Source organism: Parasphingomonas frigoris (genome assembly GCF_036663815.1).
Classification (GTDB): Bacteria; Pseudomonadota; Alphaproteobacteria; order Sphingomonadales; family Sphingomonadaceae; genus Sphingomonas.
The window spans coordinates 100,184-124,804 of the sequence record NZ_JAXOJQ010000006.1; the positions used below are offsets into that span (position 1 = coordinate 100,184).

A 24,621-nucleotide genomic window follows, 5' to 3' on the forward strand; every position below is an offset into this window, starting at 1 on the left:
CGGATCGGCGATGCGCTGCGCCCCGCGCCGGTTCCATTCCTGCCCCAATCTGGTCTAGAGGGCCGCCATGCATCCCCTTCGCACTCGCCTGCCCCGGCTCCTGCTCGCCACCGTCCCGCTGCTCGCTTTGACCGCCGGCCAATCGTCGAGCGGGCTGCTCCATGTTGCGGTCGACAATGTCCGGGCGACCAGCGGGCACGTCCATGTCGACATCTGCACGCAAGCGCAGTTCCTCAAGGATTGCCCGATCGCGGCCAATGCGCCGGCGCGCGTCGGGCTGACGACGGTGACGCTCGCCGGGCTCAAGCCCGGTCGCTACGCCGCGCAGGTGTTCTACGACCAGAATGGCAACAACAAGGTCGATCGCGCCTTGTTCGGCGTGCCCAAGGAAGGCGTCGGCTTCTCGAACGACGCCAAGATCAAGCTCGCCCCGCCCAAATGGGAGGAAGCGGTGTTCGATTATGACGGGCAGGAAAAGACGATCCGGCTGAAGCTGCGCTACTTCATCGGCCCGAACGCCCCCGGCCAATGATCGCACGCGCGCTCCAGCAGCTCGTAGCGCTCGGCGTGCGGCGCCCGTTCGCGGTGCTGGCGCTGTGCCTCGCGCTGGTCGCGGGCGCGGCGGTCTATGCCGCCGGCCATTTCGCGATGACGACCGACACCGCGGCGCTGATCTCGCCCAAGATCGCCTGGCGGCAGAATGAGAAAGCGGTCGAGACCGCCTTCCCGCAGCTCTCCGACGTGCTGCTGGTGATCGTCGACGGCCAGACGCCCGAGCTGGCCGAGGCGGCGACCGCGAAGCTGTCGGCCGCGCTGGCCGAGGATAAGACGCATTTCCGCAGCGTGCAGCGCCCCGACGGCGGCGGCTATTTCGCGCGCGAGGGGCTGCTGTTCGGCTCGACCGCCGAGGTGCAGGCGTCGACCAAGGCGCTGATCGGCGCGCAGCCTTTGCTCGGCCCGCTGGCGAGCGATCCGTCGCTGCGCGGGATCGCCGGCGCCTTCTCCACGATGCTGACCGGGGTCGAGCGCGGCGACGTGCCGCTGTCGCGGATCGAGCGGCCGATGCGGACGATGGCGGCTGCGCTCGACGCGTCGGCGGCGGGCAAGCCGGCCTATTTCTCGTGGCAGGAACTGTTCGCCGAGCCCGGACCGGGCGCCGCCGCCCCGCGCCGCCGGCTGATCCTCGCCCAGCCCAAACTCGATTACGGCGCGCTCCAGCCGGGCGAGGATGCGGTCGCCGCGATCGTCGCAAAAGCCGCCAAGCTCGGGCTCGATCCGGCGCATGGCGTGAGCGTGCGCACCACCGGCGAAGTCCCGCTCGCCGACGAGGAATTCGCGACGCTCGAGGAGAATATCGGCTTCGTCGGGCTGGTGATGGCGGCAGCGATGCTCGTCACCTTGTGGTTCGCGACGCGCTCAGTGAAGATCGTCGCGGGGATCGTGGTAACGATCGTCGCGGGGCTCGTGCTGACCACCGCGCTCGGGCTGCTCGCGGTCGGCGCGCTCAACCTCATCTCGGTCGCGTTCATTCCCTTGTTCGTCGGGCTGGGTGTCGATTTCGGCATCCAGATCGCGGTGCGCTTCAATGCCGAGCGGCTCGACGGGGCCGGCACGGGAATGGCGCTCGAACGCGCCGCGACTGCGCTCGGCGCGCCGCTCGCGCTCGCGGCGGGCGCCGTTTTCCTCGGCTTCGGTGCGTTCCTGCCGACCGATTATATCGGCATCGCCGAGCTCGGCATCATCGCCGGGCTCGGGATGGTCGTCGCGCTGGTGGCGAGCGTCACGCTGCTGCCCGCGATGCTGATGCTGCTCAAGCCCGGCACGCCACAGCGCGAGGTCGGCTTCAGCGCGGCGGCGCCGGTCGATCGCTGGCTGCACACGCATCGCAAGACCGTGCTGTGGGCGTTCGCCGCGTCGATGGCCGGGAGCATCGCCTTGCTGCCGTTCGTCCAGTTCGACTTCAACCCGCTCCACCTGCGCGCCAAGGACGGCCCGGCGATGGTCGCGCTGACCGATCTGATGCGCGACCCGCTGCGCACGCCCAACACGATCAACGTGCTCGCGCCCAACGCCGGTGCTGCGACCGCGCTGGCGGCGAAGCTGAGCGCGCTGCCCGAGGTCGCCGAGGCGGTATCGGTCGACAGCTTCGTTCCCGCCGACCAGCCGGCCAAGCTCGCGCTGGTGCAGGATGCGGCGCTGCTGCTCGATGCGACGGTCAATCCGTTCGACGTGACGCCGCCGCCGAGCGATGCCGAATCCGCCGCCGCGCTGATGAAGACCGCCGGCGAGCTGCGCGCGAGCGCCACCGCGCATCCCGGCCCTGCCGCAGCGGATGCGCGCCGGCTGGCGGCCGCGTTCGACCGGCTGGCCGCGGGGCCAGCCGAAAGGCGTTTGCGCGCCACGACCCTGCTCGTCACCCCGCTCGGCACGATGCTCGACCAGATCCGCGCGACGCTGCAGGCCGAGGCGGTGACGCGCGACACGCTGCCGCCCGAGATCGCCGGCAACTGGCTGTCCAAGGACGGCCGCGCGCTGGTGCAGGTCTTCCCCAAGGGCGACAGCAACGACAATGCGGTGCTGCGCCGCTTCACCAAGGCGGTGCGCGCGGTCGCGCCGACCGCGAGCGGTTTGCCGGTCGCGACGCAGGAAGCCGCCGGGACGGTCGCCTGGGCTTTTGTCGAAGCGGGGATCTTCGCGCTGCTGCTCGTCAGCGGGCTGCTGTTCGTCGTGCTGCGCGATGTGAAAGAGGTCGCCTTCACGCTCGCGCCGGTCGTGCTGTCGGGCTTCCTGACGCTGGGCAGTTGCGTGCTGATCGGGCAGCCGATCAACTTCGCCAACATCATCGCCTTCCCCTTGCTGTTCGGCGTGGGGGTCGCGTTCCACATCTATTTCGTGATGGCGTGGCGCGGCGGCGCGACCGACCTGCTGCAATCGAGCCTGGCGCGCGCGGTGCTGTTCAGCGCGCTCGCGACGGGCAGCGCATTCGGCAGCCTGTGGCTGTCGCACCATCCTGGCACCGCGAGCATGGGCAAGATCCTGATGATCTCGCTGGCATGGACGCTGGTGTGCGCGCTGATCTTCGAACCCGCGCTGCTCGGCCCGCCGCGGGAGAAGAAGGCGTAGCGCTGCAAAGCTCCCCTCCCGCAAGCGGGAGGGGTTGGGGGAGGGAACGACCTGGATCCCCTGCGCTGCGCCCGCCGCACGCCCCTCCCCTGACCCCTCCCGCAAGCAGGAGGGGGATTCTCTCGAGCGAGCGGGTCGTGCCGAGCGCGGCGGCGCTACTCCTGGGCCCCGGCCTTCGCCGGGGAAGAAGCGGATGCAGACGCAGGCTGAGCCGTCGCCGCAGGCGGAGCAGGATCGGCCGGCAGATCATCCACCGCCGGAGTGCTGCCCACAAGTTGCGCAGCCGCAGGCGGCGCAGCTGCAGCAGGCGCTGCCGGATCGGTCAGCGGGTCCTCCGCCGGGTCGACCGGCGCCTGCCCACCAGCCTGCCCCGCCGCCGGATCCTCCAACGGATCATCGAGCGGACTTGCCGCCGCCGCCCCAGCGCCGTGCGTCGCGGCCACGCTCGCCGCGCGGTCCTGCAGATAGGCCGAGCGCAGCGTCGCGTAAGGATCGACCGCGCCGCCGAGCAGCGCTTTGAGCGCGCCATCCGATTCGACGCGCAGATCGAGCCCGGTCAGCACCACTTCCGACACGCGATATTCGGCGCGGTCGAACGGCGTGCCGATCGTGAAGGCATAGGTCTGTCCCTGCGCGATCCCGGCGCCGAAATCGCGCAGGTCGCTCGGGCCGACCAGCGGCAGGAAGATGTAGGGGCCAGGCCGAACGCCGTAATGGCCGAGTGTATTGCCGAAATTATTGTCGTGATGCGGCAGGTTGAAGTCGCGCGTCTTGGCGACGTCGAGGATCCCGCCGATCCCGACGGTCGAATTGACCAGGAAGCGCCCGGCGGTCTTGATCGCGCGCTTGGGCTTCAACTGCAGCATGTCGTTGGCGAACACCAACGGCTCGCCGACATTCGAAAAGATGTGCCGGAGACCGGTGCGGATCGGCTTGGGGAACACCGCCTTGTAGACCATCGCCAGCGGCCGGAACGCGATCCGGTCGAGAAACTGGTGGATCGAGAACATCGTCCGGTTGAAGCCTTCGAGCGGATCGCCCTTGGCGTGATGCCGCCGCGGCTTAGCCTCCGCCACGGCGGGCGCGGAGGGCGCCGCGACCGCCGCAGGCGCCACCGCGCTCGCCGGCGCTGCGGGGACGGCGCTGCCCTGCGCCATCGCCACCGGCGCGGCGAGCAGCGCAATCGCCACCGCCGCCGCGCTGCTCGTCCCCCGCCAGCGCAAGCTCAGCGTCCGCCCTTGGCCGAGAGATCGTTGAGATGGCCGATCAGCGCCTTCGCCCCGCCCTTGGCGAAGACGCCCGCAAAGTCGGCGCGGCGCGTCGCGAGCTGGCTGATCGCATTCTTGTAATAGACGTCGACGATCCGCCACTTGCCGCCGCTCTCGCGCAGGCGATAGCCGATCGACACCGGATCGCCCTTCGGCGCGGCGAGCGTCGTGCGGACGAGCTTGTCGGCACCGCGCACCTCGACCTTGGGGTCGATCGTGAAGCTCTCGCCGCCATAGCTGTCGAAGTTCGACGCATATTGCGCGACGGTCAGCCGCCGCATCGCCGAGACGAGCGCGGTCTGGTCGGCCGGGGCGACCTTGAGCCAGTCGGGCCCAACCGACAGCCGCGTGATCAGGCCGATGTCGAAGGTCTGGTCGACCACCGGGCCGATCCGCGCCGCGCGCCCCGCGGTGCCGAGCGCCTTGCCGCCCTTCATGATCGTCAGCAGCCCGTCGTCGAGCGTCTGCACCGGCGCGCGCGCCGGATCGCTGGCCTGGGCGGAGAGCGGCGCCGCAAGGCCGAGGGCCACGGCGGACACGATAAAGCGCGAGGGAAAGGTCATCGAAAGCTCCTATTGGGACATTCCGGGATGGCCCGCTTCGGCACGCCCGGTATCACCGCCGCCGCGCTAGCACAAACGGCTGTAGGCGCGATGAACGCCCCGACCGGCGCGCGGTTGCACCACGCTGATCCCGCCGCGACACCGGCCCATCGGCTTTTTTGCGTTTCCCTCATGTTGCAACGCGGCTAAGATCGCTATCTGGGTGGCGTAGATGACGAAATCGCGGTGATGCTGTATGGCGTCGGCGCTTGCTTCGGCATTGAGCGGACGGAAGGAACGGTGCTTGCAGGTCATTCTCGCCAACCCGCGCGGTTTTTGCGCTGGGGTCGTACGGGCTATCGAAATCGTCGAGCGGGCGATCGATCGCTACGGCGCGCCGGTTTATGTGCGCCACGAGATCGTCCATAACCGCCACGTCGTCGACACGCTGCGCGCCAAGGGTGCGGTGTTCGTCGAGGAACTGGCCGACGTGCCCGAAGGCGCGATGACGGTCTTTTCCGCGCACGGCGTCGCGCGCTCGGTTGAGGAAGAGGCCAAGGCGCGCAAGCTGCCGGTGTTCGACGCGACCTGCCCGCTCGTCACCAAGGTCCACCTGCAGGGCCGCCGCTATGCCAAGGCCGGCCGCACGCTGGTGATGATCGGGCATGAAGGCCATGCCGAAGTCGTCGGCACGCGCGGCCAGGTCGATGCGCCGGTCCACCTCGTCTCGACCGAGGCCGATGTCGCCGCGCTCGATCTGCCGCTCGACACGCCGCTCGCTTACATCACGCAGACCACGCTCAGCGTCGACGACACCAAGAATGTCATCGCCGCGCTGGGCGAGCGCTTCACCGACCTGATCGGCCCCGACGTTTCGGAAATCTGCTACGCCACGCAGAACCGCCAGACCGCTGTGCGCGACCTGTGCAAGGTCGCCGATCTGATCCTCGTGGTCGGCTCGGAGAACAGCTCGAACTCGAGCCGGCTGCGCGATCTCGGCGCCGACGAGGGGCTTCCGAGCTATCTCGTCGCCGACGGCAGCGCGCTCGATCCGGCGTGGTTCGACGGGATCGAGCGCGTCGGCCTCACTGCGGGCGCCTCGGCCCCCGACGAACTTGTCGAAAGCGTGATCGCGGCACTGCGCAAGCTCGGGCCGGTCGAGGTGACGCAGCTCTCGGGCGTCGAGGAATCGCTCGAATTCGGCCTGCCGCGCGAGTTGCGCGGCCCCGCCCCTACCAAATTCGCCACCGTCGGCGCATAGGAACAGCCATGACGCTTCCCCTCGCTCCGCTGATGCGCATCGGTGCCTACACGCTCAAGAACCAGATCAAGGGCGGCAAATATCCGCTCGTGCTGATGCTCGAGCCGCTGCTGCGCTGTAATCTCGCCTGCCCCGGCTGCGGCAAGATCGACTATCCCGACGCGATCCTCAACCAGCGCCTGAGCTACGAGCAGTGCATGGAAGCGATCGACGATTGCGGCGCGCCCGCCGTCTCGATCGCGGGTGGCGAGCCGTTGCTCCACCGCGACATGCCGCGCATCGTCGAGGGCTATCTCGCGAAGAAGAAATTCGTGATCTTCTGCACCAACGCGCTGCTGCTCAAGAAGAAGATCGACGACTACAAGCCGTCGCCCTATTTCACCTGGTCGATCCATCTGGATGGCGACAAGGGCATGCACGATCACGCCGTCGACCAGGACGGAACGTACGAGATCGCGATCGACGCGATCAAGCTGGCCAAGTCGAAGGGCTTCCGCGTCCAGGTCAATTGCACCGTGTTCGAAGGCGCCTCGGCTGAGCGGCTCGCCGGGTTCTTCGACATCATGGAAGAGCTCGGCGTCGAGATCACCATCTCGCCGGGCTATTCGTACGAGCGCGCCGCCGACCAGGAGCATTTCCTCACGCGCGAGCGAACCAAGAATTTCTTCCGCGACGTCTTCTCTCGCGGCGATGGCGCGCGCGCGTGGAGCTTCACCAACTCGCCGCTGTTCCTCGATTTCCTCGCGGGCAACCAGACCTATGAGTGCACGCCGTGGTCGATGCCGCTGCGCACCGTCTTCGGCTGGCAGAAGCCGTGCTACCTCGTCGGCGAGGGCTATGTGCCTACGTTCGCCGAGCTGATGGAAGGCACCGACTGGGATCAGTACGGCGTCGGCAAGTATGAGAAATGTTCGAACTGCATGGTGCATTGCGGCTTCGAGGGCACCGCTGCGGCGGACGCCGTGCGCAACCCGCTCAAGATGTTCACCGTCGGCCGCAAGGGCATCCGCACCGAGGGACCGATGGCACCCGACATCGACCTCAGCCATGCGCGCCCGGCCGAGGACGTCCACTCAACGCATGTCGAGGCCGAGCTCGCGCGGATCAAGGCGGCCGATCCCGACGGCTTCAAGCGCACCCAGCGCGCGGCTTAAACTGCGGAACGCCGCACCGGCATCGCGGCCGGTGCGGATGAGCGCGGGGAGCTGTTGCGGCTCCCGCGCGAGCGACTTGAGGATCGCGCCGAGGGCGACGCTGCCGTCCGGGTTCATGCCGACGAGCGCTGCCGGCGGGAGGGCGTGGTCGGCGCTATCGGAAATGGTGCGCAGTATTGCGAAGGGCAGATTGTGGCGCGCGGCGACGCGAGCGGCGACGTGCGATTCCATGTCGACCGCGATCGCGCCGGTTTCCGCATAGAGCGCGGCTTTTGCGGCGGCCGAGGCGATGATGCTGTCGGCGCCGACGACGGTGCCGCGATGCACGTCGAGCAAGTGCTGCGCCAACCACTCCACCAAAGCGCTTCCCCGGCGAAGGCCGGGGTCCAGGAGCGAAGGTGGCTGTGGTGAAGTGCTGCGCCCAGCAACAGCCGACGTCCCTACTGGGCCCCGGCCTTCGCCGGGGAAGGAAGCAGAATGAAGGTCGCCGACTAGGACGTCACCTGCGCGCAAAGTCGGATCGAGCGCCCCCGCCACGCCACACGACAGAACAGCATCGAATTGCCATCCCTCACTGGCATATTCGGTGATCGTATCCTCGAGCCTATTCTCCAGCGCCGCGGCGTTCCCGCCCCCGACAACCGGAATGAACCCGGCGCGTTTGATGATCGCCGCCTCGCGCGTCAGCCCGCAGGCGACGAGCAGGCTCACATCCCGAACGCCGGCCGGCCCGCATTCGAGCGCTTCAGATTGCGATACCGCGCCACCGCCCACAGCGGGAAATACGCCGGATACCCATGATAGCGCAGGTAGAAGACGCGCGGGAAACCGCCGCCCGTATACTTCTCCTGCCCCCACAGCCCGTCGGCCGCTTGCGTCGCGATCAAATGCTTCACTCCGCGCTCGACCGCAGGATGATCGACCTTCCCCGCCGCCATCAGCGCGAGCAGCGCCCACCCCGTCTGCGATGCAGTCGAGGGCGCGGGCGTGTAGCCCTTGTAATCGAGCGCATAGCTCTCGCAATCCTCGCCCCAGCCGCCGTCGAGGTTCTGGATATGGAGCAGCCAGTCGGCCCCTTTCCGCACCATCGGATGCTTGGGATCGAGCCCCGCGGCGTTGAGCGCGCACAGCACCGACCAGGTGCCGTAGATGTAATTCACCCCCCAGCGCCCGAACCAGCTACCGTCCGCCATCTGCTCCTTTTCGAGGAACGCCAGAGCCGCCTTCATCCGCGGCGAATCGGTCTCGCCCAGCTGCGCCAGCATCGACACGACACGTGCCGTCACATCGCTCGTCGGCGGGTCGAGAAGCGCGCCATGATCGGCGAACGGAATGTTATTGAGGTAATGATAGCTGTTGTCAGCATCGAACGCCCCCCACCCGCCGTCCTTGCTCTGCAAACCGACGGTCCATTCCACCCCGCGCGCGATCGGCTCGTCATAGGCCGGGCCGCCACGATCCTTCGCGCGGTCCATCGCCATCACGACGACCGCGGTGTCGTCGAGATCGGGATAATGCGCGTTGTTGTACTGGAACGCCCAGCCGCCCGGGCGGACGTCGGGCTTTTCCTCGGCCCAGTCGCCCTTCACGTCGAGCACCTGGAGTGGCTTGAGCCACGCCAGCCCCGCCATCGCCCGAGCCTCGGCCTCGTCCCCGCCTGCCTCGAGCATGGCGTGCGCGGCGAGCGCGGTATCCCACACCGGCGAGACGCACGGCTGGCAATAGGCCTCGTCGTCCTTGATCACGAGCAACCGCTCGACCGACTCGCGCGCGATCATCCGCATCCGGTCGTCCGCCGGGCAGCCCAGGCAATCGAGCATCATCACGCTGTTCGCCATCGCCGGGTAGATCGCGCCCAGTCCGTCCTCGCCGTTCAACCGCTCCGTCACGAAATCGAGGCACGCGCGGATAGCGCGCCGCCGCGTCCGCTTGGGCCAGAGCGGGTCGGCCGCCTTGAGCACGATGTCGAACCCGTTGAAGAACGTCGTCCAGGCGCGCTTGGTCCCCGCCGCGCGGCTCTCGAGCGGCGCGCGCTTGTGCGTGTAGAGTTCTTCGACGCGCACGCCCGATACGTTGCGCGCGACGGGCTTCTTCGCCGCAAGCACCAACAACGGCACGATCACCGTCCGCGCCCAATACGACATCTTCGACAGATGCACCGGGAACCAGCGCGGCAGCAGGATCAATTCCACCGGGAGCGTCGGCACGGTCTTCCAATCGGCGCAATCGAACAAAGCGAGCTGGATCCGCGTGAACACATTGACCGCGGCCGCCCCGCCCGCCTTGTGGATGGCGGCACGCGCCTGCACCATGTGCGGGGCGTCGACCGGATCGCCGATCATCTTCAGCGCGAAATAGGCCTTCACGCTCGCGCTCACGTCGAACGCGCCGCCATGGAACAGCCCCCAGCCGTGATGGCTCGCCGACTGGATCCGCCGCAGATAGTTGCCGATCTTGCGCTCGATCTCGGCATCGCGCGGTTCGCCCAGATAATGCTTGAGCAGGACATATTCCGCCGGGATCGTCGCATCGGCCTCGAGCTCGAACACCCAATGCCCGTCAGCGCGTTGCAACCCGCCCAAGGCCGCCGCGGCACGGCTAGCGCTTGCGTCGGCCTCGTTCACCAGGCTCGCGCGGTCGATCGTCTCGATAGTCATGCCCCGCCCTTAGCCGACAGCGGTGCCACGCGCCAAGCGGGCAGCGGTCTCGCCCGACCGCAAGGCGCCCTCGATCGTCGCCGGGAGACCAGTCTGCGTCCAGTCGCCCGCGAGGAACAGATTGCGCCAGCGCGTGCGCGCGGGCGGGCGCTTGGCGTCCTGCTCGGGCGTGGCGGCGAAGGTGGCCCGCTTTTCCTTGACGATCTGCCACGGCGGCAACGTCGCAGGCAGCTTGTGGATCGCGGCGATATCGGCCCAGAAGGTCGCCGCGAGTTCGGCGCGATCGGTATCGACGAGATGATCCGCCGCGCTGACCGTCACCGACAGCCGGTCCGGAAAGGCGAAGATCCACTCCGCCGTCCCGCCGATCACCCCGAGCATCGGCGCGACGCCCGCCGGCGGGGTGAAAGCGAAGTGCGCGTTGACGATCGACCGGAAGGCATCGGGCACGACGAGATCGGGCACCAGCGACTCGGCAACCCAGGGCGGCACCGCGAGGATCACCGATTCGTCCGACGCCAGAAGCTCCTCGCCCGCGCCGAAATCGAGCGCGACGACGCGGTCGCCCGCAAATTTCAGCGCGCGCAACCGCCGTCCGAGCGTCAGCCGCGTCCCCTGCCCCTCGAGCCACGCCAAAGCTGGATCGACGAACGCCGCGGCCAGCGTCGGTTCGGCGATCCGCGGCCGGCTCGCGCGCCCGCCCATGGCGAGCGATTCGCGCATCACCGCCGCGGTCAGCCGCGCCGAGCCATCCGCAGCCGCGGTGTTGAGCACCGCGAGCAGGATCGGCTCGATCAATTTGTCCCACACCGCGCCGCGCGGTGCGACGCGGTCGCCGACGGTCTGCCCCGCGCCACCGCCGAGCAGCCTGCCGAACCGCAGATAGTCCCCCGCCCGCGTCCCCGGCACGCGCCGTCCGTCGCGAAAGATCCACCACGGCAGCCGCCCGTCGTTGACGCGCACCGCCCAGCGCGCGCCGGTCTGGCGATCGACAAAGGCGAAGTCGGCGTGGAGCGGCCCGCTCAGCCGATCGCTCGCGCCGATCGTCGCGAGGTAATCGTTGACCGCGCGATTGCCCGACAGGACGAGATGGTTGCCATTGTCGATCGTCCGGCCGAGTTGCGGATCGTGATAGCTGCGGCAGCGCCCGCCGGCCTGCGCCGCGCCGTCGATCAGCTCGGCGGCGATGCCGGCGCGCGCGAGATCGACCGCGGCGCCGAGCCCCGCCATCCCCGCGCCGATGATGCGGACGCGCGCGCTCAACGGAACAGCATCAGCCGGAACACGGTGAAGATCAAAGCGGGCTTGTTGACCTTGATCCGGCTGCGCGGCGGCGCCCAGCCGATCGCCTCCATCCGCACCAGGATCGGCGCGTACACCGCCGCCATCAGCCGCGGCGCGATGAGGTGCCCGCGCGGACGCGCGTCGAGGATCGCCTGCGCGGCGGCGAAATGCGTGTGCGCCTTGGCCGCGAGCACGCGCGCCGCGGCATCGACGCGCGGATCGCCGACCACGGTGATCGGATCGAGCAGCTCGATCCCTGCCGCCTGCAGCGCCTCGGCGGGCAGATAGACGCGCCCGATCGCGGCATCTTCGTCGATATCGCGCAGGATGTTGGTGAATTGCAGCGCGAGCCCGAGATGATGCGCGAGCGCGAGTCCGGTGTCGTGCTCCATTCCGAAGATCTTGACCGACAACCGCCCGACCGCCGACGCCACGCGGTCGCAATACAGTTCGAGCTCGGCCATCGGCGGCCAGCGAACGTCGCGTTCGACATCCATCGCCATGCCGTCGATCACCGCGAGGAAATCGGCCTTGTCGAGCGCGAAGCGGCGCACCGCTTCCGCGACCAGCGCCGCGCGCCCCGGATTGCCACCGGCATAGAGCGACTCGATGTCGGCGCGCCACGCTTCCAGCGCCACGGCGCGCGCGGGCCGGTCGCCGACCTCGTCATCGGCGATATCGTCGACTTCGCGGCAGAAGGCATAGACCGCGTACATCGCCTCGCGCTGCACCTTGGGCAGCACGCGCATGCCGGCATAGAAGGAGCTGCCCGAGACTTGCGCCTGGAGCTGCGCGGGAGTCGCCTTGGGGTTCATGAGCGCCCCTTAACCGTTTGCGACACCGCCGCCAACGCCGCGAGACCGAGCGCTTCGTACGGGCGGTGGTGGACGCGCTGCGACAGCGGGTCGCGCGTCTCGAGGCGCTGCGTCAAGCTGACCGCGAGCCGGTGGATGATCGCGACTTCGACGGCGAGGCGGCGATCGCGGATCTGCCCGGCAAACCCCGCCGACTCGTCGAGCAACTGCGCACTGCGCGCGGCAAGATCGCGGATCGTCGCGAGCAGGCCTGGCGTGGCAACGGGCCTTTCGAGGTCTTCGAGCGTGGCGCCGTGCTGCGCCATCAGGTCGAGCGGGAGATAGACTCGCCCGATCGCGCGATAATCCTTCGCGCAGTCCTGCGTGTGGTTGATGACCTGCAACGCCGTGCACAGTGCATCGGACGCGACCCAGGTCGCGTGATCCTCGCCGTGCACGTCGAGCACGTAGCGCCCGACCGGCATCGCCGAATAGCGGCAATAGTCCATCAGCGCCGCCCAGTCGGCGCAGCGGTCGACGGTGCAATCGCGCTCGAACGCGGTGAGCAGGTCGAGCGCGTGCTGCGGACTGATCCGGTGCGACTCCATCGTCGTGCGCAGCGCCACCGAGGCGGCGTCGGCATCGCGCGTCCCCAGGATCGTCGCGCGCATCGCGCCGAGCAACGCGAGCTTTTCGTCGGCCGAGACCGCCGGATTATCCGCGACGTCGTCCGCCCCGCGCGCGAAGCGGTAGAAGGCCATCACGGGCGCGCGATGCTCGGGCTTGAGCAGCACCGAGGCGACGGGGAAGTTCTCGTCCTTATGCCCCTTGCCCGAGGCGAGCGCATCGGCGGTGGTCGCGCCGCTCATACCGCGAGATCCGCCTGGACACGGCCCTTCCACAGCCCGCCACGTCCACGGACATGCTGCCACGCCGACAGCAAGGTGCATCCGGCATAGAAGGTCGCGATGGCAGGCAGGAGCGGTCCCCAAAGTGGTGAGCGGCGGTAGAAGCGCAACATCGGCTGAAACGCCAGCGCCATCAGCGCCCACGCGGCGACAGCAGCATATTGCGCCGGCCCGCGCGCGGCAATCGCCAGCACGGGCGGCGCGAGATAGGTGAGCGCGAGACCGAGCGTCGTGCCGGCGAGCAGCAGTGGCGAATAGTGCAGCTGCGCATAAGCCGAGCGCGAGATCATCGCCGCGACCGAGCCCCATGTGTCGTAGCGCCGGATGCTGAGCGCGCGGTCGGTCAGCCCGAGCCAGACCGACCCTTGCGTCTTGAGCAGCGCGCCGAACGCGCAATCGTCGATCAGCGCCGAGCGGACGGCTGCGATGCCACCGGCGGCGGCTAGCGCGCGACGTTCGACCAGCATGACCCCGCCCGCCGCCGCGCCGAGCCCGCGCCCACGCCGGTTTGCCGTCGCGAACGGGTAGAGCATCTGGAAGAACCACACGAACGCCGGGATCAGCGCGCGTTCGGCGAGGCTGTCGCAGCGCAGCCGCGCCATCAACGAGACGAGCACGCGGTCATCCTCGACCGCGCGCGTGACGAGGCTGCGCAGCGTCTCGGGGGCGTGCGCGATGTCGGCGTCGGTGAGGAGGAGATAGTCGGGGGCGTCGCCGGCGGCGGTAATGCCTTGCGATACCGCCCAAAGCTTGCCGGTCCAGCCGGGCGCGAGCGGGGCGCCTTGCACCACGCTCAGCCGTTCGGAGCCGAGTGCGCGCGCGATGTCGGCGGTGCCGTCGCTGCTCGAATCATCGACCAGCACGATGCGGAAATCGCCGGGATAGTCCTGCGCGGCCAGACTCCCGATCGACCGCGCAATCACCTCCGCCTCGTCGCGCGCCGGAACGATCGCGGTGACCGACGGCCAAGCCTGGGCTTCTCCCCTCCCTGGAAGGGAGGGGTTGGGGGTGGGTCGGCCTAGGGCAGGCGTCGAGCTCTCCACGGGCCGACCCACCCCCGGCCCCTCCCTTTCAGGGAGGGGAGGAAGCGAGTCGCGTTCCTTTGTCAGCCAAAACCCATCGCGCGCAAACACCAGCACCAGCCAGATCGCGAGCGACAGCAGCGCCACCCCCAGCACGATCACGCCAGCATCCCCGCTTGCGCGAACCACGCGATCGCCTCCGCCAGCGCCTCGCGATACGGCCGCGCGCGATACCCCAGCTCGGCCTCGGCCTTGGCGCTCGAATAGTACATGTCATGCGCCGCCATCCGCAGCGAATCGAGCGTCAGGAACGGGTCCTTCCCCGTCACGCGCGCAACCTGCTCATTGACCCATGCCAGCGGAAACAGCGGGGCGCGGGGGATCCGCACCGTCGGCGGCTTGCGCCCGACGATCCCGGCCACCGTCGCCAGCATCTCGCGCAACGCGACATCCTGCCCGCCGAGCACATAACGCTCGCCGATCCGCCCACGCGCCATCGCCGCGATATGCCCGTCGGCGACGTCGTCGACATGGACGAGGTTGAGGCCACTCTCGACGAACGCCGGCATCCGCCCGCTCGCCGCCTCGACGATGATCCGCCCGGTCGGCGTCGGTCGCGCATCGCGCGGGCCGATCGGCGTCGAGGGATTGACGATCACCGCGGGCAGTCCCTGCGTAGCGACCATCGCCTCGACCAGCCGCTCGGCGACCACCTTGCTGCGCTTGTACGCGCCGACTGCCTGCTCGGGCGTGGCGGGGCGAGTCTCGTCGGACGGGCGACCATGATCCGGCAGCAGCGTGGCGACGCTGCTGGTATAGACGATCCGCTCGACCCCTGCGGCCAGCGCCGCCTCCATCACCGTCCCGGCGCTTGCGCGGTTGTTGCGGACGATCTCCTCGGGATCGCGCGCCCAGATGCGATAGTCGGCGGCAACGTGGTACAGATGCTGCACGCCGACCATGGCCCGCGCCATCGCGACGGGATCGCGCGCATCGCCCTCGACCAGCTCGCCCGGAAAGTCGGCAAGGTTGGTCCGCGCGCTGCTCGCCCGCACCAGCCCGCGCACGCGCGCGCCCGACGCAGCGAGCTTGAGCGCGACCGCCGAGCCGACGAAGCCGGAAACGCCCGTTACCAGTGTGATGTCCGCGTTAGCCACCGTATCTCCTTGCCGCCGCGCTGTAGAACGCCGCGGCGTCCAGTCAAACCTCCGCGGTGCGTCCTGCGGCTCGCCAACGGCAATCCTCCCCCGCCAGGGGGGGGTGGCGCGTATGCGCCGGAAGGGGGGGCAAGCGAGCGCTCTATGAGCGGGCGCCACGCTTCCGCCCCCTCCGTCAGCCTGCGGCTGCCACCTCCCCCTGCCGGGGGAGGATGAAAGGCCAGCACCTCCGCACGCCCCCCCAAACTCAGCGTCACCCCGGCCTTGTGCCGGGGTCCACCGCGCCGCGCGCGCATCGCCACACGTCAGGGCGCAGCGTCGTTGCCCGGTGGGCCCCGGCACAAGGCCGGGGTGACGAAGGAGGTACCGTGACATGACGCGCTTTTCACACGCCCGCCGCCTAGCCCGCCTCTATCGAGCAGCGTAAAGGCCATCCTCGTGCAGCCTTTCCTGATCCTTTTCGGCGCAGCGCTCGGCTGGCTGGCGATCCTGCTCGCCGCGTGCGGGGTCGGCTTTCTGCTCTTCGCTGCACGCACGCTTCGCGGCTTCTTCGCCGCTGCGCGCCCGCACCCCGTGCGTCGCGAAGCCGTCACCTTGCTCAAGCCGCTCTACGGCGCCGAGCCGCGGCTGTTCGACAATCTCGCGACTTTCCTTGCGCAAGCGCATGACGGCCCGCTCCAGCTCGTCCTCGGCGTCCAGCGCGCCGACGATCCCGCGATCGCGGTGGTCAAAGCGCTGAAGGCAGCACACCCGGACGCTCACATCGACCTCGTCATCGACGCAACCAGCCACGGCGCGAGCGGCAAGCTGTCGAACCTGATCAACATGGACCGCGTCGCACGCCATCCGATCGTCATCCTCAGCGACAGCGATATCGCGGTCGCGCCCGATTACGTCGCGCACCTGCTCGCCGTGCTCGACGCCCCCGGTGTCGGCGCCGTCACCTGCCTGTATCGCGGGCGCGGCGATGCCGGTTTCTGGTCGCGCATGGCCGCCGCCGGCGTGAGCTATCAATTCCTGCTCGGCGCGACCTTCGGTGTCGCCAAGCGGCTCGCCACGCCGTGCATGGGATCGACGATCGCGCTGCGGCGCGAAACGCTCGACGCGATCGGCGGCTTCGCGCGCTTCGCCGACGTCCTCGCCGACGATTATGCGGTCGGCGAAAGCGTCCGCGCGCTCGGGCTGACCGTCGCGGTACCGCCTTTCCTCGTTACCCATGCCTGTGACGAAAGCAGCTTCGGCGCGGTATGGCGCCACGAGCTGCGCTGGGGCGCAACGGTGCGCGACCTGACCTTCTGGCCTTACGTCGGCAGCGTCGTCGGCCTGCCGCTGCCGGTCGCCCTGCTCGCCGCGCTCTACTGGCCGGCAGCGGGTCTATCGCTCGCACTTGCAGCAATTTTCGCGCGCTGGGTGGTTGTGCGAAGCGTCGATGAGGCGGTAGGGAGACCGGTCGCGTCGTTCGGAATCGCGTTGCTGCATGATTTCGCCGCTTTTGCGGTCTATATCGCCAGCTTCGTCGTCCGGTCGGTTGATTGGCGCGGGGCGACCCTTACAATGAAGCAGGACGGCCGCATCGCAGCGGTCCCAAGCGTGACGGCGGAGCACTAAGACATGTTGCGGACCCTTTTTCTCCAGGCTCCCTCGTTCGACGGCTATGATGGCGGCGCGGGCGCGCGCTACCAGATGAAGCGCGAAGTGAAGTCGTTCTGGTACCCGACCTGGCTCGCCCAGCCGGCCGCGATGGTCGAGGGCTCGAAGCTGATCGACGCCCCCGCGCACGACCAATCGTGGGACGACATCAAGCATGAGATGGACGAGCGCGATCTCGTCATCCTCCACACCTCGACGCCGAGCTTCGGGCAGGACGTCCGCACCGCCGAGCTGATCAAAGAGCGCAACCCGCGCATCAAGATCGGCTTCATCGGCGCCAAGGCCGCGGTCGAATCGACCAAGGTACTTGAAACCTCGACCGCGATCGACTTCGTCGCGCGCAACGAGTTCGATTTCACGATCGTCGATGTCGCCAACGGCATGCCGCTGCGCGAAGTCGAAGGGATCAGCTGGCGCGACGACGATGGCGCGATCATCCACAACAAGGACCGCAAGGTCATCGAGGACATGGACAGCCTCCCCTTCGTCTCGCCGATCTACAAGCGCGATCTGCAGATGGAGAAGTATTTCGGCGGCTACCTGCTCCACCCCTATGTATCGTTCTACACCGGCCGTGGCTGCAAGAGCCGCTGCACCTTCTGCCTGTGGCCGCAGACCGTCGGCGGGCATAACTACCGCACGCGCTCGATCGGCCATGTGATCGAGGAAGTGAAGTACGTGATGGAGGCTTTCCCGCAGAACAAGGAAATCTTCTTCGACGACGACACGCTGACCGACAATCTGCCCCGCGTCGAGGAGCTCGCGATCGAGCTCGGCAAGCTGGGTGTGACCTGGTCGTGCAACGCGAAGGCCAACGTGCCGTACAAGACACTCAAGATCCTGAAAGACAACGGCCTGCGCCTGCTGCTCGTCGGCTATGAGAGCGGCAACCAGCAGATCCTGCACAACATCAAGAAGGGCCTGCGCGTCGACGTCGCGCGGCAGTTCACCAAGGATTGCCACGAACTCGGCATCGTCATCCACGGCACCTTCATCCTCGGCCTGCCGGGCGAGACCGAAGAGACGATCGAGGAAACGATCAACTACGCCAAGGAGATCGATCCGCACACGATCCAGGTGTCGCTGGCGGCACCCTATCCGGGGACGTTCCTGTACAAGCAGGCGGTCGAGAACAATTGGTTCGACGGTGGCGATCACCTGTTGACCGATGGCGGCACGCAGATCGCACAGCTGTCCTACCCGCATCTCCCCGCGGCGCTGATCTTCGACAAGGTCGAGGAGTTCTACAAGCGCTTCTACTTCCGCCCGTCGAAGATCTGGGACATCGTCCGCGAGATGCTCACCGACTGGCAGATGATGAAGCGCCGCCTGCGCGAGGGCGTCGAGTTCTTCGACTTCCTGCGTCGTCGCAAAGAGGCCGTTTAAGCCGTTTCCATGACGACGACGCTTGCTGGAATGACGGTCAACGAGCGGCTTGCCGCGACGGGCCGCACCGAACTGTGGGAACGCGCGGTGTGCGCTGGGGATCGCGACGCGATGGTCTCGGTGCTGCGCCGCATTGCCGTGCCCAGCCCGGGCAACGTCGCCGACGCCGTGCTCGCCGATCCCGAATTCTACGGCTTCCCGCTGCGGTGAAGACCGCGATCATCACCGCGGACGATTTCGGCGTCTCGACCGAGGTCAATGTGGCGGTCGAGCAGGCGCACCGCGAGGGCGTGCTGACCGTCACCAGCCTGATGGTGACGGGCGCGGGCGCGGCCGATGCGGTCGAGCGGGCGCGGGCGTGCCCGACGCTCGGCGTGGGGCTCCACGTCGCGCTCGCCGAGACGCCGCCGGCGCTGCCCCCGGGCGAGATCCCGGCCTTGGTCGATGCGCAGGGCACGTTCCGGATCGAATCGCTCCCGGTCGCGCTGAAGCTCGTCGGGCTGAAATCGGTGCGCCGCCAGCTCGAGGCCGAGATCGAAGCGCAATTCGCGCTGTTCGCGGCGACCGGCCTGCCGCTCGACCACGTCAACACGCACAAGCACATGCATCTCCACCCGGTGATTGCCGGCGTTTTGCTCGAGGTCGGCCTGCGCCACGGCATGACTGCGATGCGCGCGCCCGTTGAGGACCGTGCACCGCTCGCGAAGTTCGAACCCGTCACCGGCCTCGACATCGCCCGGCCGTTCGCCAAGCTCGTCCAGGTCGCGGCGCGCAAGCGCGGCGTGAAGGTGCCCGATCGCGTGTTCGGCCTCGCCTGGTCGGGCGCGATGCATGGCGCGCGCCTGCGCGGCGTGCTCGAGCATCTGCCCGACGGGGTGAGCGAAATTTATCTGCATCCCGCGACCGGCCCCTATCCGCTTTCGGCCCCGGGCTACCAATATGAGGCCGAGCTCGCCGCGCTGCTGGAACCGGAAGCGCGCGCGATCGTCGCCCAGCGTGGCATAACCCTGGCGCGTTTCGCCGATCTGTAATCCGGGAGAGACCCGATGAATTTCATCCCCAAATCTATGGCCCCGGCGGGCCCCGCCCCCGGCACGCGCGTCGCGCTCGGCAGCGCGGCGCACAAGACGCTGTTCTGCCGCACGATGCTCGACACGCACGACCCGTATCGCCCCGCGCTGATCGACTGGCCGGTGCTCGACGAGGAAACGCGCGACCGCATCGTCTCTTTGCCGATCTGGGATATCGCGGTCGCGACCGAGGGTCGCGCGGGCATGAACGTGAAGACCTACGGCCAGCAGATCGCGGATCCGCTGCTGCGCGACGCGATCGACATGAACGCCTATGAGGAGAGCCGCCACAAGATCGTGCTCGCCGACATGGTGACCTTCTACGGCATCGAGCTCCAGCCCGAGGAAGAGTATAAGGTGCCGCGCGACCCTGAATTCGCCTTTATGCGAACGGGCTTTTCGGAGTGCATCGACAGCTTCTTCGGCTTCGGGCTGTTCAAGGTCGCCAAGGATACCGGCTTCTTCCCCGACGAACTGGTCGACACGTTCGAGCCGGTAATGCGCGAGGAAGGGCGCCACATCCTGTTCTTCGTCAACTGGGTCGCCTGGCACCGCCGCACTATGCCGCTGTGGCGCCGCCCGTGGTTCGAGCTGAAGGTGTGGGCGGTGTGGATCGCCTTGATCTGGGAGCGGATCGACATGGCCAAGGGCATGGGCGAGGACAACACCAAGGCCCAGGAGAACAATTTCACGCTCAACGGCTCGAAGGAGCTCGGCGTAGAGATTGAATTCCCCGAATTGGCCGCGATCTGCCTGGCCGAGAACGACCGGCGCCTGTCGGTCTATGACGAGCGGCTGATCCGTCCGAAGTTCGTGCCCGGGGCGATCCGGCTGGTCTTGCGCTTTATGGGAAAGAAGAAAGCTGCCACAGCGGCTTAAATCTTTCGGGGGTGGCGATACGTGGCTGTGGTTGAAGGGTTCGCGCAGAGGCGCAGAGGCGCAGAGGGATCGCGCGCGTCGCGGAGCGCCTCTGCCCTTTCTAGCCTGAAAGAAGGCGCCTCGCGCAAAACACGCGCGCCTTCTCTGCGCCTCTGCGCCTCTGCGCGAACCCTAGCCCGGCCAGCCCCTGCGGGCCGCACCGTAGACGGCCACCCCGCCCCCCCACATTCGTCACCCCGGCCCCGTGCCGGGGTCCACCGTGCCGCGCCCGCTGAGCCCGCAGGACGCGCATCCCGGTGGACCCCGGGACAAGCCCGGGGTGACGGAGCGGGGCGGATGCGGGTCGGCCCCGCTCCAGTATCGGCCGCGCGATGAACCGCTCAGCCCGCATCGGCCTGCTCCTCGCGACGATCATCGGTCTCGCCGTCGCCGCCGGGACCGTCGGCACCGTTGGCCTCGCGCAAGTTCTCGCCGCGATGGGCTCGATCGGCTGGATCGGCATGGCAACCTTCGTCCTCTGGTCGGGCGGCGTGCTCGGCCTGCTCGGCATGGCGTGGCTCGCGGTCGCGACCGACCAGCCGAGCGAGCGGCTGTGGCTGTTCGTCTGGGCCCGCACCACGCGCGAAGCGGCGACCGATATCCTCCCCTTCTCGCAGCTCGGCGGCCTCGTCGTCGGCGCGCGCACGCTCGCCGCGTTCGGCGTGCCGCAACCGGTCATCTACGCCTCGATGATCGCCGACATGACGACCGAGATGGCGGCGCAGCTGATCTTCACGCTCGGCGGCGTCGCGGTGTTGCTGATGGTCCTGTCGCATGCCCCGGTCCAGCAAGGCCTCGTGCCACTCGCGCTAGGCGGGGTGGCGGCGATGGTCGCGCTGATGGCGCTGTTCGTCTTCGCGCAGAAGCCAGTGCTGAAACTCGCCGGGTCGCTCGGCGCGCGGATGCTGCCGGGATCGGTCGCGGCGATGGCGGCGGTGCGCGACCAGCTCGATGCGATCTATCGCGAGCCCAGGCGCGTCGTACTGGCCTTCGCGTTCAACCTCGCCGCCTGGCTGGCGAGTGCTGCGGGTGCGTGGATTGCGCTGCAGTTCATGGGATCGACCGTCCCGCTCTGGGCGGTGCTGATGATCGAGGCGCTGATCTTCACGCTGCGCAGCGTCGCCTTCGCGATTCCCGGCGCGATCGGCGTGCAGGAGGCGGCCTATGTGCTGATCGGCCCGCTCGTCGGCCTGCCGCCCGCGACCGCGCTCGCGCTGTCGCTGCTCAAGCGCGCGCGCGACGTGATCATCGCGGTGCCGGCACTGCTCACCTGGCAGATCGGCGAGGCGCGGCGCGTCGTCTCGTGAATTGCCCGGCTTCTCGGGCAATCGTATAGCCTGTGCGATCCTCCGGCCAAGGCGACCACCCGATGCGTTCCCTGTTCCTGCTGTTCGCTCCCGTCCTCGTCGCCGCCCAAGCGGCACCGATGGAGCATGCGCCCGAAAGCTGCCCGACCCCTGCCGCGCCGCTCCCCGCCGATCTCGCGGCGTGGAAAACCGGCCCGAGCCTCGCCGCCGCGACCGATCGCAATACGCTCACCCGCACGCGGCTGACGATCGGCCGCCGCACCGAGCTGATGCTCGCGCCGAGCGACACCGTCCGCTACCCGTTCACGCCATCCAAGCCGGGCGAGCCGACCAGCCTAGGCGGCATGGCGAGCTTCACGATCGCGCGCGCCGGGACCTACCGCGTGCTGCTCGGCACCCCGGCGTGGATCGACGTGGTCAAGGGCCGCAAGGCACAGACCTCGACGGCGCATTCGCACGGCGAAGCATGCAGCGGCATCGCCAAGATGGTCGACTTCAAACTCGCGCCCGGCCGCTACGTGCTCCAGATCGCGGGCAGCAAGGCGACCGCCGCGCCGGTGCTGATCACGCGTCGTCCCTGACCGGCGGCAGCGGCACCGACCGCAGCAGCGCGTCGAGCTCGGCCATCGCCCCGCTCCCCGCCGATTCGGCCAGCGCCGCCTCCAACGCGCGATAGGCGGCGAGCACCGCCACTCCGGTCGGCGTGAGCGAGGCCCCCCGCCCCGCCCCGCCACCGGCGACGGTCTCGACCAGCCGCTCTACGAAACAGCGGTTCATACTGTCGACCAGCAGCCAGCTGCGCCGATAGCTCATCCCCATCGCCCGCCCCGCCGCCGAGATCGACCCTTCGCGCGCGATCGCGTCGAGCAGATCTGCCTTGCCCGGCCCCATCGCGAGCTCGTCGCCGCAATAAAGCTGCGCCTTGATCTTGAGGCGGCCGATCCGGCTCATCGCGCCAGCCCGAGGCGCGCGCGTACGCGGATCTTCATTGTCGAACCTCCTGGTGATGGCCAACCGACCGTGCAGGGTGTCGCTTTCAAAAGCAAAGCCCGTTAAGCGCTTGCGAATGGCGAAGGCACACCCGTTCCATTCGATCCACAGCCACGGGCTGATCCGCGTCGGCGCAGCGACCCCGCGCGCAACCGTCGGCGATTGCGCCGCCAATGCCGCAGCGACCATCGCGCTCGCCGAGCAGGGCCATGCGCAAGGCGCCGACCTGCTCGTCTTCCCCGAGCTCAACCTCACCTCCTACGCGATCGACGATCTCCATCTGCAGACCGCGCAACAGCGCGCAACCGAGGCAGCGATCGCCACGGTGGCGGAGGCGACCGCCAAGCTCCGCCCGGTGCTCGTGCTCGGCGCCGCGCTGGTCCGCAACGGGCGGCTCTACAATTGCGCGGTGGTGATGGCGCGCGGGCGGATCCTCGGCGTCGTGCCCAAGACCTTCCTGCCCAATTACCGCGAATATTATGAGAAGCGCTGGTTCGCGAGCGGCGCCGGCCTGCCGGTCAGCGAGATCACGCTCGCCGGACAGACTGCGGCGTTCGGCACCGACCTGCTCTTCGCCGCCGACGATCTCGCCGATTTCGTGCTCCACGCCGAAATCTGCGAGGATTATTGGGCGCCGACCCCGCCCTCCACCATGGGCGCGCTGGCGGGTGCGCTGATCTGCTGCAATTTGTCGGCATCGAACATCGTCGTCGGCAAGGCGCGCGAACGCGCGATGCTCTGCGCCTCGCAATCCGCCCGCGCGGTGTGCGCCTATGTCTTCTCCGCCGCCGGTTCGGGCGAAAGCACGACCGATCTCGCCTGGGACGGCCAGGGCATGGTCCACGAACTCGGCGACCTGCTCGCCGAATCGACGCGCTTCGGGCGCGAATCGGAGCTCGTCCTCGCCGATGTCGATGTCGGCCGAATCGCGCAGGAGCGGATGCGCGTCGGCACCTTCAACGATTCGGCGCGGCTCGCCGGCGACCCCGAGACGCGCTTCCGCCGCATCGGCTTCACCCACCAGCCCGATTTCGCCGACATCGGCCTGCTGCGCGAGCAGCGCCGCTTCCCGTTCGTCCCCAACACGCCCGAAAAGCTCGACGAGGATTGCTACGAGGCGTTCAACATCCAGGTCGAGGGCATCCTCAAGCGCTTCGAAGCTGCCCGCGCCGAACGCCTAGTCATCGGCGTGTCGGGCGGGCTCGATTCGACCCACGCGCTGATCGTCGCCGCCAAGGCGATGGACCGGCTCGGGCGCCCACGCGACCATATCCTCGGCTTCACCATGCCCGGCTTCGCGACGAGCGACGGGACCAAGGAAAACGCCTGGGCGCTGATGCGCGCGCTCGGCGTGACCGGCGCCGAGATCGATATCCGCCCCGCCGCACGCCAGATGCTCGGCGACATGGGCCACCCGTTCGCGGATGGCGAACCGACCTATGACGTGACCTTCGAGAACGTCCAGGCGGGCCTGCGCACCGATTATTTGTTCCGCCTCGCCAATCAGCGTGGCGGACTGGTGGTCGGCACCGGCGACCTGTCAGAGTTGGCGCTCGGCTGGTGCACCTATGGCGTCGGCGACCAGATGAGCCATTATGCGGTCAATGCCGGCGTCCCCAAGACGCTGATCCAGTTCCTGATCCGCTGGTGCATCCGCACGAATCAGTATGACGCCGCGACCGACGCGATCCTCGAGGCGATCCTTGCCACCGAGATTTCGCCCGAACTGGTGCCCGCAGGCGCCGACGGCGCGATCCAGAGCACCGAGGCGCGAATCGGACCGTATGCGCTCAACGATTTCTTCCTGCATCACGTCGTGCGCCACGGCATGGCACCGTCGAAGATCGCCTTCCTCGCACTGCACGCCTGGCGCGACGCGAGCGCAGGGCGCTGGCCGCGCGATTTCCCGGCGGGTGGCCAAGTCGCCTACGACCTGCCGACGATCGCCGGCTGGCTCGAGAAATTCCTCCACCGCTTCTTCATGACAAGCCAGTTCAAGCGCTCGGCCATCCCCAACGGCCCGAAGGTCTCGTCGGGTGGCGCGCTCAGCCCGCGTGGCGACTGGCGCGCGCCGTCGGATGGCACGGCGCGCGTCTGGCTCGATGAACTGGCGCGCGGCCTGCCCTGAGG

At 68.5% G+C, this 24,621-nt stretch carries 22 protein-coding genes; 12 read left to right on the forward strand and 10 right to left on the reverse strand.

The annotated features are described in order from the left end of the window. The first annotated feature begins 67 nt into the window (after positions 1-67). Positions 68-532, forward strand: a complete 465-nt coding sequence (locus U1872_RS17630) for a DUF2141 domain-containing protein (RefSeq protein ID WP_332794228.1) — start codon at positions 68-70, stop codon at positions 530-532. After that, positions 529-3,123, forward strand: coding sequence for a hopanoid transporter HpnN (gene hpnN, locus U1872_RS17635; protein ID WP_332794229.1), 2,595 nt, complete (start codon positions 529-531; stop codon positions 3,121-3,123). The genes U1872_RS17630 and hpnN overlap by 4 nt, the downstream gene beginning before the upstream one ends. Before the next feature lie 155 nt (positions 3,124-3,278). On the opposite strand, the gene U1872_RS17640 is transcribed toward hpnN, so the two are convergent. Next, complete coding sequence (locus U1872_RS17640) at positions 3,279-4,346, reverse strand: MlaA family lipoprotein (protein WP_332794230.1); 1,068 nt, start codon at positions 4,344-4,346, stop codon at positions 3,279-3,281. A 2-nt stretch (positions 4,347-4,348) separates the two neighbouring features. After that, positions 4,349-4,954 carry an ABC transporter substrate-binding protein gene (locus U1872_RS17645; protein ID WP_332794231.1) on the reverse strand — a complete coding sequence of 202 codons (606 nt, stop codon included), beginning with the start codon at positions 4,952-4,954 and terminating at the stop codon, positions 4,349-4,351. A 235-nt stretch (positions 4,955-5,189) separates the two neighbouring features. Between U1872_RS17645 and ispH the strand changes: the two genes are divergently transcribed. Together ispH and hpnH are read left to right on the forward strand one after the other, a co-directional pair. Further along, entirely contained in the window at positions 5,190-6,194 is a 1,005-nt protein-coding gene (gene ispH / locus U1872_RS17650; protein ID WP_332794232.1) for a 4-hydroxy-3-methylbut-2-enyl diphosphate reductase, read from the forward strand. Between the two features lie 8 nt (positions 6,195-6,202). Further along, positions 6,203-7,348 (forward strand): adenosyl-hopene transferase HpnH, encoded by a 1,146-nt coding sequence (gene hpnH / locus U1872_RS17655; protein WP_332794233.1) that lies wholly within the window; start codon positions 6,203-6,205, stop codon positions 7,346-7,348. Here hpnH and U1872_RS17660 read toward each other — a convergent pair. Genes U1872_RS17660 through hpnA form a run of 7 tightly spaced genes read right to left on the reverse strand, consistent with a single transcriptional unit; the run spans position 7,268 to position 15,170 of the window. Beyond that, a complete protein-coding gene (locus U1872_RS17660; RefSeq protein ID WP_332794234.1) occupies positions 7,268-8,059 on the reverse strand; it encodes a phosphorylase family protein in 792 nt (263 codons plus the stop codon). The two genes, hpnH and U1872_RS17660, sit on opposite strands and share 81 nt — an antisense overlap. Then, positions 8,056-10,005, reverse strand: a complete 1,950-nt coding sequence (gene shc, locus U1872_RS17665; protein WP_332794235.1) for a squalene--hopene cyclase — start codon at positions 10,003-10,005, stop codon at positions 8,056-8,058. The genes U1872_RS17660 and shc overlap by 4 nt, the downstream gene beginning before the upstream one ends. 9 nt (positions 10,006-10,014) lie before the next feature. Beyond that, positions 10,015-11,268, reverse strand: a complete 1,254-nt coding sequence (gene hpnE / locus U1872_RS17670; protein ID WP_332794236.1) for a hydroxysqualene dehydroxylase HpnE — start codon at positions 11,266-11,268, stop codon at positions 10,015-10,017. Further along, positions 11,265-12,104, reverse strand: coding sequence for a presqualene diphosphate synthase HpnD (gene hpnD / locus U1872_RS17675; protein ID WP_332794237.1), 840 nt, complete (start codon positions 12,102-12,104; stop codon positions 11,265-11,267). Before hpnD ends, hpnE begins: the two co-directional genes overlap by 4 nt. After that, positions 12,101-12,952, reverse strand: a complete 852-nt coding sequence (gene hpnC / locus U1872_RS17680) for a squalene synthase HpnC (RefSeq protein WP_332794238.1) — start codon at positions 12,950-12,952, stop codon at positions 12,101-12,103. Before hpnC ends, hpnD begins: the two co-directional genes overlap by 4 nt. Then, entirely contained in the window at positions 12,949-14,202 is a 1,254-nt protein-coding gene (locus tag U1872_RS17685; protein WP_332794239.1) for a glycosyltransferase, read from the reverse strand. The genes hpnC and U1872_RS17685 overlap by 4 nt, the downstream gene beginning before the upstream one ends. Next, on the reverse strand, positions 14,172-15,170 hold the full coding sequence (gene hpnA / locus U1872_RS17690; RefSeq protein ID WP_332794240.1) for a hopanoid-associated sugar epimerase: 999 nt from the start codon (positions 15,168-15,170) through the stop codon (positions 14,172-14,174). Before hpnA ends, U1872_RS17685 begins: the two co-directional genes overlap by 31 nt. A gap of 438 nt (positions 15,171-15,608) precedes the next feature. Here hpnA and hpnI point away from each other — a divergent pair, with 438 nt between their 5' ends. The 7 genes from hpnI (at position 15,609) to U1872_RS17725 (ending at position 22,082) form a co-directional block, all read left to right on the forward strand. Next, positions 15,609-16,778 (forward strand): bacteriohopanetetrol glucosamine biosynthesis glycosyltransferase HpnI, encoded by a 1,170-nt coding sequence (gene hpnI, locus U1872_RS17695; RefSeq protein ID WP_332794241.1) that lies wholly within the window; start codon positions 15,609-15,611, stop codon positions 16,776-16,778. A gap of 3 nt (positions 16,779-16,781) precedes the next feature. Next, positions 16,782-18,206, forward strand: a complete 1,425-nt coding sequence (gene hpnJ, locus U1872_RS17700; protein WP_332794242.1) for a hopanoid biosynthesis associated radical SAM protein HpnJ — start codon at positions 16,782-16,784, stop codon at positions 18,204-18,206. 9 nt (positions 18,207-18,215) lie between these two features. After that, complete coding sequence (locus tag U1872_RS17705; RefSeq protein WP_332794243.1) at positions 18,216-18,416, forward strand: hypothetical protein; 201 nt, start codon at positions 18,216-18,218, stop codon at positions 18,414-18,416. Beyond that, positions 18,413-19,237, forward strand: coding sequence for a hopanoid biosynthesis-associated protein HpnK (hpnK, locus tag U1872_RS17710; RefSeq protein ID WP_332794244.1), 825 nt, complete (start codon positions 18,413-18,415; stop codon positions 19,235-19,237). Before U1872_RS17705 ends, hpnK begins: the two co-directional genes overlap by 4 nt. A gap of 15 nt (positions 19,238-19,252) precedes the next feature. After that, entirely contained in the window at positions 19,253-20,155 is a 903-nt protein-coding gene (locus tag U1872_RS17715; RefSeq protein WP_332794245.1) for a ferritin-like domain-containing protein, read from the forward strand. 371 nt (positions 20,156-20,526) lie between these two features. Beyond that, positions 20,527-21,501 carry a lysylphosphatidylglycerol synthase domain-containing protein gene (locus U1872_RS17720; RefSeq protein ID WP_332794246.1) on the forward strand — a complete coding sequence of 325 codons (975 nt, stop codon included), beginning with the start codon at positions 20,527-20,529 and terminating at the stop codon, positions 21,499-21,501. A 62-nt stretch (positions 21,502-21,563) separates the two neighbouring features. After that, positions 21,564-22,082 (forward strand): hypothetical protein, encoded by a 519-nt coding sequence (locus U1872_RS17725; RefSeq protein ID WP_332794247.1) that lies wholly within the window; start codon positions 21,564-21,566, stop codon positions 22,080-22,082. Here U1872_RS17725 and U1872_RS17730 read toward each other — a convergent pair. Further along, positions 22,066-22,452, reverse strand: coding sequence for a winged helix-turn-helix domain-containing protein (locus tag U1872_RS17730; protein ID WP_332794248.1), 387 nt, complete (start codon positions 22,450-22,452; stop codon positions 22,066-22,068). The two genes, U1872_RS17725 and U1872_RS17730, sit on opposite strands and share 17 nt — an antisense overlap. Before the next feature lie 115 nt (positions 22,453-22,567). Between U1872_RS17730 and U1872_RS17735 the strand changes: the two genes are divergently transcribed. Continuing rightward, positions 22,568-24,619 (forward strand): NAD(+) synthase, encoded by a 2,052-nt coding sequence (locus U1872_RS17735; protein ID WP_332794249.1) that lies wholly within the window; start codon positions 22,568-22,570, stop codon positions 24,617-24,619. Positions 24,620-24,621 lie beyond the last annotated feature (2 nt).

Excerpts from the sequence above, each read along its gene's own strand:
- shc (WP_332794235.1), bottom strand. The coding sequence starts at position 10,005 with ATGACTATCGAGACGATCGACCGCGCGAGCCTGGTGAACGAGGCCGAC.
- U1872_RS17725 (WP_332794247.1), top strand. The coding sequence starts at position 21,564 with ATGCGTTCCCTGTTCCTGCTGTTCGCTCCCGTCCTCGTCGCCGCCCAA.
- U1872_RS17645 (WP_332794231.1), bottom strand. The coding sequence starts at position 4,954 with ATGACCTTTCCCTCGCGCTTTATCGTGTCCGCCGTGGCCCTCGGCCTT.
- hpnC (WP_332794238.1), bottom strand. The coding sequence starts at position 12,952 with ATGAGCGGCGCGACCACCGCCGATGCGCTCGCCTCGGGCAAGGGGCAT.
- U1872_RS17730 (WP_332794248.1), bottom strand. The coding sequence starts at position 22,452 with ATGAGCCGGATCGGCCGCCTCAAGATCAAGGCGCAGCTTTATTGCGGC.
- U1872_RS17705 (WP_332794243.1), top strand. The coding sequence starts at position 18,216 with ATGACGACGACGCTTGCTGGAATGACGGTCAACGAGCGGCTTGCCGCG.
- hpnJ (WP_332794242.1), top strand. The coding sequence starts at position 16,782 with ATGTTGCGGACCCTTTTTCTCCAGGCTCCCTCGTTCGACGGCTATGAT.
- U1872_RS17735 (WP_332794249.1), top strand. The coding sequence starts at position 22,568 with ATGGCGAAGGCACACCCGTTCCATTCGATCCACAGCCACGGGCTGATC.
- U1872_RS17715 (WP_332794245.1), top strand. The coding sequence starts at position 19,253 with ATGAATTTCATCCCCAAATCTATGGCCCCGGCGGGCCCCGCCCCCGGC.
- U1872_RS17630 (WP_332794228.1), top strand. The coding sequence starts at position 68 with ATGCATCCCCTTCGCACTCGCCTGCCCCGGCTCCTGCTCGCCACCGTC.
- hpnN (WP_332794229.1), top strand. The coding sequence starts at position 529 with ATGATCGCACGCGCGCTCCAGCAGCTCGTAGCGCTCGGCGTGCGGCGC.
- hpnH (WP_332794233.1), top strand. The coding sequence starts at position 6,203 with ATGACGCTTCCCCTCGCTCCGCTGATGCGCATCGGTGCCTACACGCTC.
- ispH (WP_332794232.1), top strand. The coding sequence starts at position 5,190 with ATGGCGTCGGCGCTTGCTTCGGCATTGAGCGGACGGAAGGAACGGTGC.
- U1872_RS17720 (WP_332794246.1), top strand. The coding sequence starts at position 20,527 with ATGAACCGCTCAGCCCGCATCGGCCTGCTCCTCGCGACGATCATCGGT.
- hpnD (WP_332794237.1), bottom strand. The coding sequence starts at position 12,104 with ATGAACCCCAAGGCGACTCCCGCGCAGCTCCAGGCGCAAGTCTCGGGC.